Annotated in this window: 17 protein-coding genes; 9 read left to right on the top strand and 8 right to left on the bottom strand. The window is 62.5% G+C overall.

Features of this window, described 5'->3' with window-relative positions; translation table 11 throughout:
- Positions 1-260 precede the first annotated feature (260 nt).
- The 3 genes from V1273_RS26935 (at position 261) to V1273_RS26925 (ending at position 4,576) form a co-directional block, all read left to right on the top strand.
- Positions 261-1,964: a cyclic peptide export ABC transporter gene (locus V1273_RS26935; RefSeq protein WP_334411460.1), complete on the top strand. Its 1,704-nt coding sequence runs from the start codon at positions 261-263 to the stop codon at positions 1,962-1,964.
- A 293-nt stretch (positions 1,965-2,257) separates the two neighbouring features.
- The gene (locus tag V1273_RS26930; RefSeq protein WP_334411459.1) at positions 2,258-3,256 is read left to right on the top strand and encodes a GNAT family N-acetyltransferase; all 999 of its coding nucleotides are present in this window, start codon (positions 2,258-2,260) and stop codon (positions 3,254-3,256) included.
- A gap of 21 nt (positions 3,257-3,277) precedes the next feature.
- Positions 3,278-4,576, top strand: coding sequence for a lysine N(6)-hydroxylase/L-ornithine N(5)-oxygenase family protein (locus V1273_RS26925; protein WP_334411458.1), 1,299 nt, complete (start codon positions 3,278-3,280; stop codon positions 4,574-4,576).
- Positions 4,577-4,580: 4 nt separating this feature from the next.
- Here the strand turns inward: V1273_RS26925 and V1273_RS26920 are convergent, their stop codons facing one another.
- On the bottom strand, positions 4,581-5,147 hold the full coding sequence (locus V1273_RS26920) for a 4'-phosphopantetheinyl transferase family protein (RefSeq protein ID WP_334411457.1): 567 nt from the start codon (positions 5,145-5,147) through the stop codon (positions 4,581-4,583).
- Positions 5,148-5,568: 421 nt separating this feature from the next.
- Here V1273_RS26920 and V1273_RS26915 point away from each other — a divergent pair, with 421 nt between their 5' ends.
- The gene (locus V1273_RS26915) at positions 5,569-6,015 is read left to right on the top strand and encodes a hypothetical protein (protein ID WP_334411456.1); all 447 of its coding nucleotides are present in this window, start codon (positions 5,569-5,571) and stop codon (positions 6,013-6,015) included.
- 89 nt (positions 6,016-6,104) lie between these two features.
- Here the strand turns inward: V1273_RS26915 and V1273_RS26910 are convergent, their stop codons facing one another.
- Positions 6,105-7,043 carry a LysR substrate-binding domain-containing protein gene (locus V1273_RS26910; RefSeq protein ID WP_334411455.1) on the bottom strand — a complete coding sequence of 313 codons (939 nt, stop codon included), beginning with the start codon at positions 7,041-7,043 and terminating at the stop codon, positions 6,105-6,107.
- A 181-nt stretch (positions 7,044-7,224) separates the two neighbouring features.
- On the opposite strand from V1273_RS26910, the gene V1273_RS26905 reads away from it, so the two are divergent.
- From V1273_RS26905 to V1273_RS26895, 3 genes are read left to right on the top strand one after another with little or no spacing between them, the layout of a single operon-like run.
- Positions 7,225-8,976: an acyl-CoA dehydrogenase family protein gene (locus tag V1273_RS26905; RefSeq protein WP_334411454.1), complete on the top strand. Its 1,752-nt coding sequence runs from the start codon at positions 7,225-7,227 to the stop codon at positions 8,974-8,976.
- Between the two features lie 3 nt (positions 8,977-8,979).
- Complete coding sequence (locus V1273_RS26900) at positions 8,980-9,534, top strand: hypothetical protein (RefSeq protein ID WP_334411453.1); 555 nt, start codon at positions 8,980-8,982, stop codon at positions 9,532-9,534.
- Positions 9,531-9,761 (top strand): hypothetical protein, encoded by a 231-nt coding sequence (locus V1273_RS26895; protein WP_334411452.1) that lies wholly within the window; start codon positions 9,531-9,533, stop codon positions 9,759-9,761. Before V1273_RS26900 ends, V1273_RS26895 begins: the two co-directional genes overlap by 4 nt.
- A gap of 21 nt (positions 9,762-9,782) precedes the next feature.
- Here the strand turns inward: V1273_RS26895 and V1273_RS26890 are convergent, their stop codons facing one another.
- Positions 9,783-10,214: a hypothetical protein gene (locus V1273_RS26890; RefSeq protein WP_334381000.1), complete on the bottom strand. Its 432-nt coding sequence runs from the start codon at positions 10,212-10,214 to the stop codon at positions 9,783-9,785.
- Positions 10,215-10,325: 111 nt separating this feature from the next.
- Here V1273_RS26890 and V1273_RS26885 point away from each other — a divergent pair, with 111 nt between their 5' ends.
- Together V1273_RS26885 and V1273_RS26880 are read left to right on the top strand one after the other, a co-directional pair.
- Positions 10,326-10,526, top strand: coding sequence for a hypothetical protein (locus V1273_RS26885; protein WP_334364252.1), 201 nt, complete (start codon positions 10,326-10,328; stop codon positions 10,524-10,526).
- 825 nt (positions 10,527-11,351) lie between these two features.
- Complete coding sequence (locus tag V1273_RS26880; protein ID WP_334364251.1) at positions 11,352-11,597, top strand: hypothetical protein; 246 nt, start codon at positions 11,352-11,354, stop codon at positions 11,595-11,597.
- A gap of 148 nt (positions 11,598-11,745) precedes the next feature.
- On the opposite strand, the gene V1273_RS26875 is transcribed toward V1273_RS26880, so the two are convergent.
- From V1273_RS26875 to V1273_RS26855, 5 genes are read right to left on the bottom strand one after another with little or no spacing between them, the layout of a single operon-like run.
- Positions 11,746-12,714, bottom strand: coding sequence for an ABC transporter ATP-binding protein (locus V1273_RS26875; RefSeq protein ID WP_334364250.1), 969 nt, complete (start codon positions 12,712-12,714; stop codon positions 11,746-11,748).
- Positions 12,711-13,703, bottom strand: coding sequence for an ABC transporter ATP-binding protein (locus tag V1273_RS26870; protein ID WP_334381002.1), 993 nt, complete (start codon positions 13,701-13,703; stop codon positions 12,711-12,713). The genes V1273_RS26875 and V1273_RS26870 overlap by 4 nt, the downstream gene beginning before the upstream one ends.
- Positions 13,703-14,623 carry an ABC transporter permease gene (locus V1273_RS26865; RefSeq protein ID WP_334364248.1) on the bottom strand — a complete coding sequence of 307 codons (921 nt, stop codon included), beginning with the start codon at positions 14,621-14,623 and terminating at the stop codon, positions 13,703-13,705. The genes V1273_RS26870 and V1273_RS26865 overlap by 1 nt, the downstream gene beginning before the upstream one ends.
- Entirely contained in the window at positions 14,589-15,548 is a 960-nt protein-coding gene (locus V1273_RS26860; RefSeq protein ID WP_334364247.1) for an ABC transporter permease, read from the bottom strand. The genes V1273_RS26865 and V1273_RS26860 overlap by 35 nt, the downstream gene beginning before the upstream one ends.
- Before the next feature lie 21 nt (positions 15,549-15,569).
- Positions 15,570-17,366 (bottom strand): peptide ABC transporter substrate-binding protein, encoded by a 1,797-nt coding sequence (locus V1273_RS26855; RefSeq protein WP_334381003.1) that lies wholly within the window; start codon positions 17,364-17,366, stop codon positions 15,570-15,572.
- Between the last annotated feature and the right edge of the window lie 130 nt (positions 17,367-17,496).

Here is a 17,496-nt window from a genome sequence, read left to right as displayed (position 1 = left end):
CGGATATCGCAGCCCGACATCGGATCCATGTCGCTGGTGGATCCATGTCCTACTCGCTCGCCGGCTGCGACGCAAAGGTTCTACTACTCGCATTTTATTAAACGCGTTGCCGATCACATATTAGAATCAATCGAAAGAGGCCGAAAAATAAGCTCTGGAGGAGCGATGCTGCCATCGTGTATTCGCATCACTCCCGCAAGGCTATTCGTATTACGACGGGCCGTGTAGGTTCGCTTCAGCTCTACTCCAGCGCGGCACTCATGATGAATCCACGAAGCGGCCTGACGGCGCAGATTCTGCATCTCCTGCGGCCCTACTGGCCGATCGTGCTGGGCGGCACCGCTCTCGGCGTTGTCGGCGGCGCCAGCGTTGCGGGACTGCTCGCGGTCGTCAATCGCGGACTTTACGCGTCGCAAGACGACGTCACAACGCTGCTGTTCGCGTTTGCGGGCCTGTGTCTCTTGATCCTGATCGGCTCGATCGGCGCCGATATCAGCGCCAACTATGTTGGGCAGCGGATCATCGCCGAGCTGCGCAAGTCGCTCGCCGCGAAAATTTTGGCCGCTCCGATCGACCAGCTCGAAATCTACCGGACGCATCGATTGATTCCGGTCCTCACTCATGACGTCGACACCATCAGCGATTTCGCGTTCTTCTTCTCCTCCTTCTTCGTGTCCGTCGTTATCACGCTTGGCTGCATGGTCTATCTGGCGGTGCTGTCGTGGCCGCTTTTTCTGATCACGGGGCTGGTCATCATCCTCGGCTCGCTCGCGCATGCCTATGCGCGAACGCGCGGCGTTCAGGGCTTCAACGTCGCCCGCGATTCGGAAGACCAATTGCAGAAGCACTACCGCGCGATCGCCGAGGGCGCGAAGGAGCTGCGTCTGAACCGCGCCCGCCGTCAGCGCGTCTATGTCGACCAGCTTCAGCGCACCGTCGACCGGATCAGCGCGGTGCAGATCAAATCGATCAACCTCTTTGTGACCGCGCGGGCGTTGGGTACGATGTTGTTTTTCGTCGTGATCGGCGTCGCGCTGACGTTGCGTCCGTTCCTCTGGCCTGACAGTCCGGCGGCCGTCTCCAGCGGCTTCGTCCTGGTGCTGCTCTATATGCGGGGGCCCATCGATCAGGTGATCGGCATCCTGCCGGCATTGGGCCGCGCCCAGGTGGCGATGAAGCGGATCGCCGAGCTTTCGGAGCAGTTCGCGACGCCCGAGCAGGACTTGCTGGCCGCGCCCTCGGCCGCGCCGGATGGATCAGGCGGGATCGAATCGATCGAGCTCCGTGGCGTATCGTACGGCTTTCGCGCGGTGCCCGGCAGCAACCCCTTCGTTCTCGGACCGATTGACCTGCACGTCCGGCAAGGCGACATCGTTTTCATTGTCGGTGAAAACGGAAGCGGAAAAACCACGCTGATCAAATTGCTGCTGGGTCTCTACGCTCCACAGAGCGGTACGCTGCTTCGCGACGGTCTGCCCGTCGTGACGGAAACGCGGGATGATTACCGGCAGCTCTTCACGACCATCTTTTCCGACTATTACCTGTTCGAAGATCTTCTGCAGGGAGCGGGAATGGTGCCTGACGTCGCGGAGCGCTATCTGGAGCGGTTGGAGGTCGCGCACAAGGTCTCGGTCGAGAACGGCGTGTTTACGACGACGGATCTGTCGACCGGTCAACGCAAGCGGCTGGCATTGATGAATGCCTGGCTCGAGGAGAGGCCGGTACTCGTGTTCGACGAGTGGGCCGCGGATCAGGACCCTGCCTTCCGGCATATCTTTTACACGGAACTGCTGCCGGACCTGAAGCGTATGGGCAAGACGATCATCGTGATCTCACATGATGACCGTTATTTCGGCGTGGCAGATCATCTGGTGCGACTGCGGCACGGCAAGATGGTCGCGGGCGATGCGAAGACCCATGACATCATCAAGTCGTCATCGGTTCCAACTGACGCCTCTCTTTAGAGCTATTTTATTCTTCCGGAAGATTTGCGTCGAAGTTCAGGCTCTTTCGAGAGGCGCGCCGGGGAACGCGTGCGATGTCTTTCGCGACGCCGTTTTGTCAGATTTGTAAGAAATCTAAACTGCGTGTGCCTGCATTTCTTGTCATCCTGTACGCGAGTGCTTTACACCGCAAGGCGCGCGTCAAGATCGCGTGCTGTTTCAAGCAACCACGTTTGCGATGCGAGGGCCGGATGAACAAAGCTTCGAGCTCCGCGACTGGGCCTCGCGCATTCCCGATTGGGCCGGAGTTTTCCATGACCGTCGTTCAAGACGGCGGTGGAGATATCCGCGTTGCCGTAGGCATCACGACGGTGATGCGCCTGTGTCTCGATGAACGGCTCGATCACCTGAAAATCTTGACCGCTCCCGACGATCCGCAACTGGCGATCTCGGCGGTTTCGGCGGCGGCTGAAGCCACGTTTGGATGGCGGCCGAGTCTCGACCGGCTTGTGCTGGATTCAGCCAGCGTGGAGCTTGCGCGCGAGCTGATGAACCACGGTCTCGCTCTCATGGTGGGGGCAGACCTCGTGCTGCTTCCCGAACTGATCATGCAGCGGCGGGACAATTGGCTGGTCAATGCCAAACGGCCGCCATTGCCGCAACTCCACGTCATGACGGACGGCAAGCGCCATCCGCGACGTTCGCCAAAGCCGGCGGGGAAGGTCTATGCCCGCTTCATACCCTGGCTCGCCGAAGTCATCTCCTTTCGCGTCGCCAACACGGACGGCGATCTGCATCTGCTGCACCGGTGGATGAACGATCCCCGCGTCGACGCGTTCTGGAACGAAGCGGGCGATCTCGAAAAGCATCGGCGCTATCTCTCCGGCATCCTGGCCGATCCGCACATGCTGCCGCTCATCGGCTGCTTCGACGACGAGCCGTTTGGCTATTTCGAGCTCTACTGGGCCAAGGAGAATCGTATCGCGCCGTTCTACGATGCCGACGATTACGATCGCGGCTGGCATGTCGTCGTCGGCGAGGACGCCTATCGCGGGCGCCGCTATATCAGCGCCTGGCTGCCATCACTGATGCACTACATGTTCCTGGACGACTGTCGAACACAACGAATCGTCGGCGAGCCGGCGGCGGCGCATGCGCAGCAACTCCGCAATCTGGAAGTCTCGGGATTCGCAAAGATCAAAAACTTCGATTTTCCGCACAAGCGGGCCACGCTCGTGATGCTATTGCGCGAACGCTTCTTTGGTGACCGGCTGTGGCTGCCGGTAGCGACCAGCCCGGCAACCAGGTCCTAACGCCCGAACGGAGCGCAGCTCATGTCTCACCAGTTTGCGATCGAGCACGACGTTATCGGCGTCGGATTCGGACCGTCAAATCTAGCGCTTGCGATCGCATTGGATGAATCGGCCAGAAGATCACGTCTGAAATGCGCCGCTCTGTTCGTGGAGAAGCAGCCGCAGTTCACCTGGCACGGCGGCATGCTGCTTCCAGGCAGCGACATGCAGATCTCGTTTCTCAAGGACCTCGTTTCGTTGCGTGATCCGACCAGTCCGTTCACGTTCGTGAACTATCTGCACAAGCGCGGCCGTTTGCAGGATTTCATCAACTGCCGAACGTTCTATCCCAGCCGGATTGAATTCAACGACTATCTGCGGTGGGTAGCAGCCCAGTTCAAGTCTCAGGCGGCCTACGGCGAAACCATCGTCGCCATCGAGCCGGTGACGGTCGGGCAGTCGGTGACGTCCTTGCGCGTTCATTCACGGACACTCGCCGGCGGGGAAACGGTGCGGCTTGCAAGGAATCTGGTAGTCGCGGTGGGAGGGCGACCGTATATCCCACAAGTGTTTGCAGAGATCGCCGATGATCCGAGATTATTGCATTCCAGCCGCTATCTCGACACGGTCGATGACATCGGCCTCAGTGGAAAGGCCGCGCGCGTGGCCGTGGTCGGGGGAGGGCAGAGCGCGACCGAGGTGACGGTCGACCTTCGCGGGCGATTTCCGGACGCGAGCATTGATCTGATCTTTCGCGGCCATGCCTTGAAGCCGTCTGACAGCAGCCCGTTCGTCAACGAGATTTTCAATCCTGATTACACCGACTTCATCTATGCGCAGCCCGCCGAGCGGCGAGACGCGATCGTTCGCAACTTCCGGAACACGAACTATGCGGTGGTCGATGCCGACCTCCTGGACCAGTTGTATCGATTGCTCTACCAGCAGCGCGTCAGCGGCACGGCAGGGATCGCGTTGCATCCGCGTAGCGAAATAGTGAGTATCGATGCCGCACCTGAAGGCATCGAGATCGGCACAGTTGACAAGTTCGGCGGTGCAAAGCGCCGATCCACCTACGATGCGGTCATTCTGGCGACGGGCTATGACAGGGAGACGCCGCACGCGTTTCTGGAGCCGATCCAGCGCTACATTCGCGACACCGTGTTGGACCGCAACTACAAGCTCGTCACCACCCCGGCGTTTCGACCGCAAATCCATCTCCAGGGATATTCGGAGGCCTCTCACGGCCTGAGCGACACGCTGCTCTCCGTTCTTGCCACGCGCTCGCAGGAAATCGCAGAATCGCTGCTTTCGACGATTTCACGCCGCGAGCTCATCGCGTAGGGTGTCAGATGGCGGGCGCGATGAGCCGCCACTGCGCGGCTGATCCAAGCGCGGCCGGCACCGACAGCACGGCAGGTGACGGGCCCGCGTCGACGATCACGGTGTTCGGAGCTATCGTGAATCCGAGGGCGGCCGCCTTCAGCAAGGCTTCCTTGAGGGTCCAGTAGCGAAGAAAGAGCCGGGACCGAAGCGCCGCGGGAGCGTTCCGAAGAATCTTTCGCTCTTCGGCCGCCAGGACGATTTCGGCGACCGGATCCATATCGGCGATTTCCCGCAGCGGTTCGATATCGACGCCGATCGGCATGCGGGCCGCTGCAACGGCGACAGAGCCTCTCGCGTGGCTCAGGCTGAAGTCGATCTCCACTGGGCCAGCAACGAGCATGGGCTTGCCATGCTCCGATGGTTGAAACCGCAGCGCTTCGGCCGGTTGACCGACAAGCCTGCCAAGCATGAGGCGAACGCCCGCATGCGCAGCCAGATAGCTCATTCGATCTTCAATGTGCAGAAATCGCCCCATGCGATCGGTCTCATCGGCATCGAGCACCTTCGCAGCTCGCTCGACGCTGAGCATGCCGGGTTCGCCGGCAGCGATCTCCTGCGATGGAGGTATCGCTGCCAGCCAGAAAAGAATTTCTTCCGGTTCCAACGGCCCGACCGGCCTCGTGATATCCGCATCGCCCAAGCATCGCACCCGCAATTGATCCTGCGGAGTCGCGCATTTCACGGCGATCGACCACGCGAGTGAGACGCTTGCATGCGCCATTGAAAGCGATGCGGCAAAGGGTCCTTGTCGAGCCTTCAGGGAGTTGGCCATGTCCACGGGCTTATCGACCAATGTGCAACCGTCTGCAACCCCCGGGTGTATACAGGCCTGTGTCGAGGTGATCTGACTTAGAATCCATCTAACTGAGACAAGCCGAGATCGCGTGCGCTTGCGGTACTGATAGATTCATTCTCAATCGCATCGGCAGATATTCAACGTGGAACCGGTCATGATAAAATCCGTCCCTCTCGAGCAGCATATCGATAGCTATCTGCCGGAGCGAATTGCAACCATACTGGTTCGCAGTCACCACGCGGGGCTCGTCAGCAAGGAACCATCCACGCGCATCAACTACCTTCTCGAGATTGCGTCGCTCCATACCAGGGGCGAACTCCTTGGGCAGCCTGGCCTCGGACGCCTGAGTTTGCAGCGGATCGAGAAGTGGATGGATTTTCATGGCCGCCGCCTTCGGCGCAACGATGAGAGTCTGGATAGCGTGATCTGCCGATTTGGCTTTCGGCACGCTTTGCTCGAGAAAAAGGCCAGCCGGTCGGTGCCCAGATCGGTCATCTCGTCCGAGGACAGAGACAAGATCTTGCGCGAGTTCGGTTCATACGGCGAGCGTGAAAATATCCGGCGGCCGGAACGGCGGATCGCAGTGAGCCATGATACTTGATGCAAGGGTGCCGCGCGTTCGCTACCCGTCTACGCCTCATCCGCAAAGCCGAAATATTCGAGCCGTTTTGAACGCGCCTTGAGTGAAGCTCAACGCGCGTATTCTGAACCTGCCTTCATCGCAGTCTTCTTCGCGGCGGGCTTCTTCGGCGCTTGCTGGCCACGCGCATTGTTCAGCCAGGCGACGAAGGCCGTCAGGGCGGGATCGTCAGCCATACGCTGCTCGTATTCGAGCACGAACTGCCGGCGCGTCGGGCGAACGGTTGGATGGGCCTTGACGAGATTGCCGCGTGCGAGGTCGGGCGCGAGAAGGCCGTCGATGGCGATGGCGACGCCCATGCCGGCGGCGGCGGCTTCAATGGTCAGGCCGAGGCTTTCGAAGCTGCTGCCGCCCTGCACGGGCACGTCGACGAATTGCGCGTGATCGAGCCACCGCCGCCAATCGTCCGGGCGCGGCCGCGCATGCAGGAGAGGAACGGTTGCGAAATCCACGGCGCCGCTCGTCATGAATTGCGGCGCGCAGACCGGCACGGTCGCAATCGGCATCAATGGATGGGTGACGAGCCCGGCGCGAGGCTGTCCGTCCGAGACGGCGATCACCGCATCGTAACGGCTGGCGAGAAGGTCGAGCGGATTGGAGCTCGTGTGCAGGTCGACCTCCAGATCGGGATAGGCCGCATTAAGCGTGGGCCAGATCGGCAGCAGGAAGCGCGAGACGAAGAAGCCGTAGACCCCGACCGAAAGCCGCCTGAAACGCCGCAACCGCAGCCCGTCGGCGGCATCTGCGATCCGGTCCAATGCTTCGCGGGCGGAATCGGCGAAGGTCTTGCCTGCGGAGGTGAGAACCAGACCGCGCGAGCCGCGCAGAAAGAGCGCGGTCCCCATTCGCGCTTCCAGGGCGCGCACGTGCCGGCTCACGGCGCCGACGGTCACGTTCAGTTCGTCGGCGGCCCGGGTGATCGACAAATGCCGTGCAGCGGCCTCGAACGCCCGCACCGCATGCAAGGGAGGAAGTCGTCGTGATGCCATCGCGGGAGCTTAGTTCAAAAGGAACGGCCGGCAAACGGGGGAACCGCAGCGTTGAGTCTGGCTCAAGCCCCCGACCCAAGAAGTCGTTTGCACGGACGCTCCCCGGCTCATACGCCGATATTTTCCGCAAGTTTCGTCCAGGCCGGTGCGGCCCGGGCGGGCGGAGCCGAGGGAGATGCCCATGACCATTCATGTCGATCTGACCGGCCGCGAGGCGGCAGCCCGGCGCTCCAGAGCACTGGCGCCGACCTGTCGCGGGCTGAACTATTATTCGCTCGACCAAAGCCTGCGCGACCTCTTGCCCCATTACATGGAGGCATCACTGCTGGCGCATCTCGCGCCGCACCTTTCGGAACTCGGCGAACTCGCCGGAGGCCGGCTGCATGACCTGTCTGATAAGGCCGAGCGCCATCAGCCGGTGCTGCACCCGCGCGACGGCTATGGCCGCGACGAGGAGTGGGTCGAGTATCACCCGGCGTATCGCGAGATGGAAAGCATCGCGTTCGAAAAATTCGGCATGCACGCGATGTGCAATCGCGGTGGCGTCTTGGGTTGGCCATCGCCGATGCCGCCGATCGCAAAATACGTATTCCATTATTTGTTTGCGCAAGCCGAGTTCGGCCTGCTTTGCCCGGTCAACCTCACCGACAGTTCTTCGGAGCTGGTGCGCCGTTTCGGCACGGATGAGCTGCGCCAGCGATATCTCGAACGGATGTGGAGTCAGGATCCTGCCGCGCTGCTCAAGTGCGCGCAGTTCATGACCGAGAAAACCGGCGGCTCCGATGTGGGCGCCGGCGAACTCGCTGCTGTCAGCGATGGCCAGGATTGGAAGCTGTGGGGTGAAAAGTGGTTCTGCTCGAACGTCGACGCTGAACTGGCCGTGTTGCTGGCCCGGCCCGAGGGCGCGGTGGCCGGCGGCCGCGGGCTCGGCCTGTTCCTGATGCCAAAAGTGCTTCCCGATGGACGGCGGAATTCGTACCGGATCCTGCGGTTGAAGGACAAGCTCGGCAGCCGCACCATGGCAAGCGGCGAGATCGTGTTCGAGGGCGCCACAGCGTACCAGCTCGGCGAGCTCGATCAGGGCCTCAAGCACATGCTTGTGATGGTGAATTCGAGCCGGGTGTCGCACCTTGCGCGCGCGGCCGGCATGATGCGGCGATGCCTCAATGAGGCGATGATCGCTGCCCGGCATCGCAGCGCGTTCGGGCGCGCGGTGATCGACCATCCGCTGATGCGCCGGCAGTTGCTCAAGCTGATGGTCCCGACCGAGCAGGCGCTGTCGGCGCTACTGTACGCGGCAACCGCGCCCGACAGGGTGCTGCGGCTGCTGACGCCGATCGCAAAATACCGGGCGTGCCGGGACAACGTCACGGTCGCCACGGGTGCGATGGAGGCCCGTGGCGGCAATGGCTACATCGAGGACTGGCCGAACGCGCGGCTGGTTCGCGATGCCCACCTCGGCCTGTTGTGGGAGGGCACCAGCAACATCAACGCGCTCGATGCGGTCCAGCGCGCGGTCGGAAAGGCGCGGGGCCACGAAGCGTTGCGCGACGATCTCGGCCACCGGTTGGACGACACGGCCGGGATGCCGGGTCAGTTTCGGACGCGCCTTTCCGGCGCGCTGACGGATGCGATGCGGTTTGCGGAAGAGGTTGGGGCGGATCCCGAGAACGAGCGTTTTTGCAGGATCGCCGCCGGAAAGCTCTACCACGCCACGACGGCCGCGCTATTGGCGTCCCAAGGTACGCGCCTCGGCAACGACGGCGGCGACGCACGCCGCCTGCTGCTTTCGCGTTTTGTGCTCGAGCATCGCTTGGCCGAACATTCGTCGACCAATCTGCAGGCGCAGCATTGGGAGAACGCAGCGATCGATTTGCTGCTCGGCGATGCGCCGGTCTCGCTGCGCGAGGCTGCCGCGCTGGTGCAGGGATAGGTCATGGACATCGCTCACCAACGTGAACTCGCCCGCCTGCTCGCGACGCTGCGCCGTGAACGACGACCGCAGAGCGGCCTCGATCAACGGCTGGTGCCGCCCGACAAGGCGACAGCCTATCGCGTCGCCGGCATGGTCGCGGAAGAACTGGGCTGGGAGGTCGTCGGCTGGAAGATCGCCGGCATGAAGGAGGGGCTGCAGCGTCAGCTTCGCACGGACTCGCCGATCTATGGCCGCGTGTTCGCACCGATCATGGAATCGCCGGCCAGTGTCGAGCACGCCAAACTCTGCAGCCCGATTCCCGAAGTCGAGTATCAGGCGCGCTTGGGCGTCGATCTGCCGCCGCGCGAAAAGTCCTACACGCTGGCTGAGGTCACCGAGCGGTCGTGTCGCTGCATACGGGAATCGAACTCGCCGAATGCCGCTTCGTCCACGACGCCGCGTTTCCGCCGCTGCCCGCGATCCTCGCCGATGGCGCGGGAAGCGGCATCATCGTCTGCGGCGCCGCGATCCCCGATTGGAAGACGCGCGACATCGCCGGGCAGGAAGTGTCGTTGACCTGCAACGGCATGCTGCGCCGAAAGGGCACGGCGGGGGAGGCGCTCGACCATCCCATGGTGCCGCTCACCTGGCTCGCCAACGAGCTCTCGCGCACCGGCATCGGAATGAAGGCGGGACAGACCGTCAGCACGGGAACGCTGACAGGCATGTTGCGGCCGAAGCCCGGTGAGACCTATGTCGCGGATTTCGGCCCGTTCGGGAGCGTTACGGCGACGTATGCGTGACGAGCGGCGGCAAGGCCGATCTCACTTGCCTTGTTCGGGAAGGTCGCCAAGGAGATTCGACAGCCTGACCGCAAGCTTTCGCAGCCGGACATTCTCCTCGAGCAGCAGCCCGAGATCGCCGTTTTCCTGCTGCCGCGCGCCATCTCTGCGAAGTCCGTCGGCTTCGTCGAGCAGGGGCGATAGCGCGGCAAGCAGGGCGTCGCCTCGAAGCGGCGCGTCGCGCGCTTGAAGCTCGTACTTGCCCTGACGCAGCGGCACGACGTTGTCGCGATGTCCGGCGTCCCGAAATGCATCGACGCCGGCCTGTCTGGCACGCGGTGAATGTTCGGTACTCATGACAATTTCCTGATCACAAGGTGGCACAGTCGCCTTTTCAGCGACCAACTTTCCATTGAGTCCGGGGCAAATTTGCGTCGGAAAGGCAACGGCGAAAAGGCTCGCCAGATAGTTCATGCGTCGTTCGAGTCACACGGCAGATCGGATTAGGCCCAATTTTTGACGTACCGCCGGCCTTTCTGGCGTCTCGGGGTGGGCTGGGGAGCAAACCACCTTAGGGGCGTACCGATGACGGATTTCCTGACCAATGCGGAGCACTGGCGCAAGCGCGCGGAACGGACGAGGGAGCTAGCTGCGGTTGCCGTCAAGGATCAGGGGCGCCTGCTCAAGGTAGCGGAAGAATACGATCGCTTGGCGGCGCTCGCCGAACAGCGGCGAAGCGCGCCGGTTCCGGCGGGCTCCTACGTTCCGGCAAGCCGGCCCGAATAAACCCTTCAATCGAGAAACCGTCGCAAGAGGCGGGCATTTTCCGCTTCCGCAGGCGCGTGGCTGCGTCATCGCGGCGGAGAAACGCGCCGCCATACGCCAGATGTGTGACCTCTAAAACACAACCGCCGAGCAACGTTCAAGCCATTGTGATCGCGCGATTGCGGTCGAATCAACGAATCGCCTAGACCGTTAGCGGGGCTGGGAAGCGGAGAGTTAGTATGAGAGTCGCTTCCTTAGAAAGTGTACTGACGGCGGCCACGCTGGTATTGGCCATCGTCATCGTGCTGTGGGGAATCAAGATTTTCCACGGTGTGTGAACAGGCGAGCTGGCGTCGAACTAGAGACCTCCGGTCAAGAAGAGGCTCGCGACCAAGGCAGAGGCAAAGGCGTCACTTCCGCGGCGGCGGAGGCCTTTTTGCTCCTGGTTGCCCGACGCATGGTTCGCCGGAGGCTTGTCCCTTCCGACGCGTATCGAGTTTGATTTACGGCCTGGCGCGATTCCGCACGGGCCGCGAGAGGCATTGGTTTCAAATTCCGCATGCATTTTGGCTATTATCTGATGATCGCAGCCCTCGTTCTCATGGGGCTTGAGGTTCTTTACGCGCTCTATCAATTGTCGACGTTTCTCTAAATCGCACGCGCAGGCTGCAGGTTTGCCCCGCGCGGGCCTTACGGTTTGCCGCAATCACGCCGCTTTAGCGCCGGGGTCGTCTCCGCACGATTCCAATTTTAGTCGCAAATTTGCCTGCCGACTCACCTCATTCTCCGCGCGCGAGACAGGGTGACTGGGGGCACGTTCCGCTTTTTAAAATTGGAGTATCAATCATGCGAGTAGACCATCCGCAGCTTAATAAGCGAGACCGCCGCGCTGAACCTTCATTTTGGGTTGAGGAACCGACCGACGACGCTCTTTCACTGCTTGAGAATGCCCTGCGCGGGGACGAGCCCGCCCTTCGTCGAAACGAACAGGCCGACGAAGCCCATGCGCTGATCGAGGAGAATGCCAGGCTTCGGGAGCTTTTGTCCCAGCTTTCGGACCTGATCCGCAAAAACGGCGTCCACACGCGCTAGACTAGCGCCCACGATCTGATTTCGGCCCCGCCCCGGCACGAGTGGTTCGACCGCTGCCGGGGCGGGGCCGTATTGTTTTCAAGGATTGAATTCTGTGCCGCCGCCCCATGAGACGCGGCGGATAGCCAGGCGGAATAAGCCGCCGCTGTCAGGCCAGATGACACGCGACGAAATGCCCGTCGCTGCCTTGCTTCAGTTCGGGCGCGCTTTCCCGACAGCGCGGCTCGGCGATCGGGCAGCGGGTGTGGAAGTGGCAGCCGCGCGGCGGGTTCATCGGGCTGGGTACGTCGCCCTGCAGTCGGATCCGCTTGCGCTTCACCTTCGGGTCCGGCACCGGCACGGCGGAAAGCAGCGCCTGCGTGTAGGGATGCCGGGGATTGCGGTAGAGGTCGCTCGCGTCAGCCAACTCGACGATACGGCCGAGGTACATCACCGCGACGCGGTCGGAAATGTGCTCGACCACGGAGAGATCGTGGGCGACGAACAGATAGGTGAGCTTGAGCTCGGCCTGCAGGTCTTCCAACAGATTGATCACCTGCGCCTGAATGGAGACGTCGAGCGCGGAAACCGGCTCGTCGCAGACGATGAACTTGGGTTCCACCGCAAGTGCGCGCGCAATCACGATGCGCTGGCGCTGGCCGCCGGAAAATTCGTGCGGGTAGCGGCGCATGTGCTCGGCCTTCAGCCCGACCTTGACGAGCAGGCTCGCCACGCGGTCATCCCGCTCGCTTGCCGAGGAAGCGAGCGCGTGGATGGTGAAGGCTTCGCCGAGAATCGCGCCGACCGTCATGCGCGGATTGAGCGAGGCAAAGGGGTCCTGGAAGACGATCTGCATGTTGCGCCGCATGGCGCGCAGGTCGCCGCCGGAAAGGCCTCGCACGTCGCGCCCATCGAAGACGATCTCGCCTTCGCTGGGTTCGACCAGGCGCAGCACGCAGCGCGCGGTGGTGGACTTGCCGCAGCCGGACTCGCCGACCAACCCGAGCGTTTCGCCGCGATTGACTGCAAACGACACGCCGTCCACCGCATGCACGCGCCCGACCTCGCGCGAAAGGAATCCGCCCTTGACGGGAAAGTGCTTTTTCAGATCGGTGACGCGCAGCAGGGGTTCGCTCATGCCGTCTCTCCGCGCACGTCTTCGAGGTGACACGCCATGCGATGGCCCGGTGCGACCTCGCGCAGCACCGGTTCCTGTTCGGCGCAACGACCAAAGGCGTAGCGGCAGCGCGGCGCGAAGCGGCAGCCGGGTGCGGGATTGATCAGGTTCGGCACCGTGCCGCCGATCGCTTCCAGCCGGGTCTTGCGCGCGGCAGCAAGGTCGATGCGCGGGATCGAGCGGATCAGGCCTTGCGTGTAGGGATGGCGCGGGCTTTCGAACAGGCTGTCGACATCGGCTTCTTCGACCACCTTGCCGGCATACATGACGACGACCCGCTGCGCGGTTTCGGCCACCACGCCCATGGCGTGGGTGATCAGCATCACCGCCATGCCGAAGCGTTCCTTCATGTCCTGCAACAAGTCGAGAATTTGCGCCTGGATGGTCACGTCGAGCGCGGTGGTCGGCTCGTCGGCGATGACAAGCTTGGGCTTGCAGGCCAGCGCCATCGCGATCATGACGCGCTGGCGCATGCCGCCCGAGAACTGATGCGGGTAATCATGGACACGGGCTTCCGCGTTGGGGATCTGTACCAGCTTGAACATCTCGACCGTGCGGGCGAGTGCGTCCTTGTTAGAGAGGCCCTCGTGGCGGCGCAGGCTCTCGGCAACCTGTTCGCCGACAGTCAGCACCGGGTTGAGCGAGGTCATCGGCTCCTGGAAGATGAAGCCGATATCCTTGGCGCGGATGTTATCCAGTTCGCTGCTGGTGAGCGGCACCAGGTCGCGGCCCTCGAACAGGATCTGGCCCTGGACGATGCGGCCGGGCGGCATTGCGATCAGTTTCAGGACCGACATCGCGGTGACGGTCTTGCCGCAGCCGGACTCGCCGACCACGCAGAGCGTCTCGCCCTTGTTGAGCGTGATGTCGACGCCGTCGACCGCCCTCAGCATGCCGTCGTCGGTGGCGAAGTGGGTTTTCAGGCCCTTGATTTCGAGCAATGGGGCCATCAGATCACCCGCCTCGCATCGAGCGCATCGCGCATGCCATCGCCGATGAAATTGATGGCCACGACCGCGATGAAGATGGCGCCGCCCGGAAACAACGCCCAATGCGGACCGATGTCGAGATAATCCTTGGCGTCGAACAATAGCCGCCCCCAGGTCGGGGTATCCGGCGGAAAGCCGAGGCCGAGAAACGACAGCGTCGATTCGGCGATGATCGCGGCGGCGACGTCGATGGTGCCGGCGATGATCACGGGGCCGACTGCGTTAGGCAGGATGTGCCGCACCACCTGCCGCAACGGGCTGGCGCCGAGCGCGCGCGCGGCTTCGACGAATTCCTTCTCGCGCAAGGAGAGGAACTGAGCGCGCACCAGCCGCGCGACCGGCATCCAGCGCAGGCCGCCGATGACGAGCACGATCAGGATGAAGATGCCGCCCTCGGGCCCGAACACGGATTTGAGCCCGTCGCGGAACAGATAGATCAGAAGCAGCAGCAGCGGCAGTTGCGGTAGCGAGAGGAACAGGTCGGTCAGCCACATCAGCGCGTGCCCGAGCGCCCCGCGCGACATGCCGGCGAGCGCACCGATCAGCGTACCGACGAGGACGGCGACCGCCATGGCGGCAAGCCCAACCGCGAGCGAGATACGTCCACCATAGATCATGCGGGCGAGGATATCCTGTCCGAGATCATCGGTGCCGAAGGGATGGGCGAGCGAGGGGCCCTCAAGGCGCGCATTGAAATCGATGTCGTTGATGCTGACGCGCCAGACGAAGGGACCGAATACCACCGCTGCGATCAGGACAAGCAGCAGGAACGCGCTGACCACGGCGAGCTTGTGGCGGCGATAGCGCCGCCAAGTCTCGCGCCAGGGCGACCAGGCCGGCCGCCGCTCAGCGGAAGGAGATGCGAGGGTCAAGCCAGCCATAGAGGACATCCGCGATCAAGTTGAAGAGCACCACAAGACAGGCGAAGACGAAGGTCACGGCCATCACAACCGGCGTGTCGTTGGAGAGGATGGAGGAAATCAGCAGTGAGCCGATCCCCGGAATCCGGAATATCTGCTCGGTGACAATGGCGCCGCCGAACACGGCGGGCATCTGCAGCGCGACCAGGGTGACGACCGGAATCATCGCGTTGCGCATCGCGTGCTTGACGATCACTCTCGATTGCCCGAGGCCCTTGGCGCGGGCGGTGGTGACGTAGTCAAGGCGGATCACGTCCAGCATGGCCGAACGCACGAAGCGCGTCATCGAAGCTGCCTGGAACAGGCCGAGCACCATCACCGGCATGATGGCCTGGCGGATATGCTCGAAAAGCCAGCGTATCCCGGTCGCCTTGATGTCGCTGGAATAGACAAAGGGTAGCCAGTCCAGCGTGATCGAGAAGACCAGGATGAATAGCAGCCCCGTGAAGAAAGTCGGCAGCGAGAAGCCGATGAAGGCAAATGTGTTGGCAATCTGATCGAAGATCGAATAGGGCCTGGTCGCGGCGAACACGCCCACGGGAATCGCGATCAGCAGCGCCAGTATTTGCGCCGAGCCAATCACGTAAAGCGTGGTCGGCAGGCGCTGCAGGATCAGCGTGTCGACATTCATCCGGCTGACAAAGGAAAAGCCCCAGTCGCCTTGCGCCATCGCCGCGAGCCAGCGTAGGTAGCGGACGTAGATCGGATCGTCGAGGCCGAACTTGGCCCGAAGCGCCGCCCCGACTTCGGGCGGCACGTTCGGATTGGTCGCCAGTTCACTGAAGGGATCGCCGGGCGCGAGCGCCAGCACGATGAACAGAACGAGCGAAATGCCGAGCAGGCTCGGCACGGCGATCATGAGACGACGCAGCACATACTGGCTCATGAGGGAAAAATCCCTTCGCGATCAGCCCGTCGCCTCCCGATACCAGTCGAACAGATTGTCGGTCTCGTTGGCCCAGCCGCTGATCACCGGGCGGAGCGTGTTGGCGGCAGCTTCCACTTTCAGGCGGTGCATCACCGGGATGAACACGATGTCCTGCATCATGATGTCGTTGGCCTTGATGTAGAGAGCGGCGCGCTTCACCATGTCGGTCTCGGCCTCGGCGGCGTCGATCGTCGCGTCATATTCCTTGTTGACCCAGCGCGGGAAGTTCACGCCCTGCCACTTGTTCTCCTTGGTGGCGACATTGCGCGAATGATAGCGGCGCATGTGCTGGGCCGGATCCGGCTGGCTCATCGGGATCTGGAACATCTCGAGGTCAGCATAGAACTTGGCGTAGGTGTCGGGGTTGGCGACGTCGGAGGAGAAGAACACCGAGGCGACCACCGATTTCAGTTCGACGTCGATGCCGGCCTTCTGACAGGCCTGCTTGACGATCGCCTGGGTCTTCTGGCGCGGGCCGTTGATCGCGGTCTGGTAAAGAAGCTTCAGCTTCTTGCCGTCCTTCTCGCGAATGCCGTCCGCGCCGACTTTCCAGCCCGCGTCCTCCAGCAGCTTGGACGCCTTCTCGATGCTGAATTCCCAGCTAGTGTTTTTGGAAACAAACTTCTCGGGGCCGTTGAGGAAATTGGGAGTGACGCGTCCGGCGCGGCCATAGATGACTTTCTTAACGGCCTCGCGGTCGACCAGCATCGAGAGTGCCTTGCGCACCGCGGGATCGGAGAGCAGCGGGTGCTTGGTCTTGATCGAGGAACGCTCGCCGTCGACCTCGGTATTGGGGTCGGTGAAGTTGAGGGCGATAAATTCGGTGTCGCCACCGACCGCATAGACGGTCTTGCCCTTGCCGCCCTTTTCCAGGCGCAGCAGGACGTCGTCTTCCACCTGGATGTTCCAGCCGAAATCATACTCGCCGGTCTGGATGACGGCGCGCGCAGCCGAGACCGCGTCGCCGCCGCCCTTCATCTCGACGGTGTCGAAGTGTGGGCGGTTCGGCATATGGTAGTCTGGATTGAGCACGCCGCGGATCACATCGCCCGGCTTGAACTCGACGAATTTGTAGGGACCGGTGCCGACGGGGGCGAGGTTGTTCGGCGCTTCGCGCGACTTGGCTCCCTTGTAGTCCGCGAACAGGTGTTTTGGGATGATGCAGTTGGGGGCGCCGACAAAGGCATCGGCCCAGAATGGCGTCGGCTTCTTGAAGAGGATGCGGACGGTGAGGTCGTCGACCTTCTCCACAGTGATGTCGCGATGAAAGCCGATGGTCACGGTGGCGGTGGCGGGATCGCGGGCGTATTCCCAGTTGAACACCACGTCATCGGCGGTGAAGGGTTTGCCGTCGTGCCATTTGACGCCGGGCTTGAGTTTCCAGATCACCGATTTGCCGTCGGCGGCGAGGCCACCGTTCTGCAGCGAGGGAATTTCGGCGGCCAGAACCAGCTTCATGTTGCCGTCCGGGTCCCAGCAGGCGAGCGGCTCATAGAACAGGCGCGAGCCGTCCTGGTCCTTGGTGCCGGTGGCAAAATGCGGATTGAGCAGGGTCGGTCCCTGCCACCAGAGCAGTTTCAGCGCGCCGCCGCCGCCGCGCTTGGTCGGCTTGTAGACGGAGGGGCCTTCGGCCATGGCCACGCCGCCAATGGCCAGAATCTGCGTCGCCATGGGTGCGGTGAGACCGAAAGCAAGCATACGCCGAACGAAGCCGCGGCGATCCATGCGCCCGTCCTTTACTTCGTCGATCATGGCTTTGAGTTCAGTGTCCAGCATCGTTGTCCCCGTCTGGTTTTCGTTTGGTTGTGGCCGGGCCCGCGGGCCGCGGCCGACGGAAGGTAGATTGCGCATCGTTTGAACGCAAACGGTTCAATGGTCGTCGTTTGGGCAAAAAGTCCTTGCACCG

It is taken from the genome of Bradyrhizobium sp. AZCC 1721 (assembly GCF_036924715.1).
Taxonomy (GTDB): domain Bacteria; phylum Pseudomonadota; class Alphaproteobacteria; order Rhizobiales; family Xanthobacteraceae; genus Bradyrhizobium.
The sequence above is the reverse complement of the archived record's forward strand: the minus strand, read 5'-3'. Positions and strand labels throughout refer to the sequence as shown.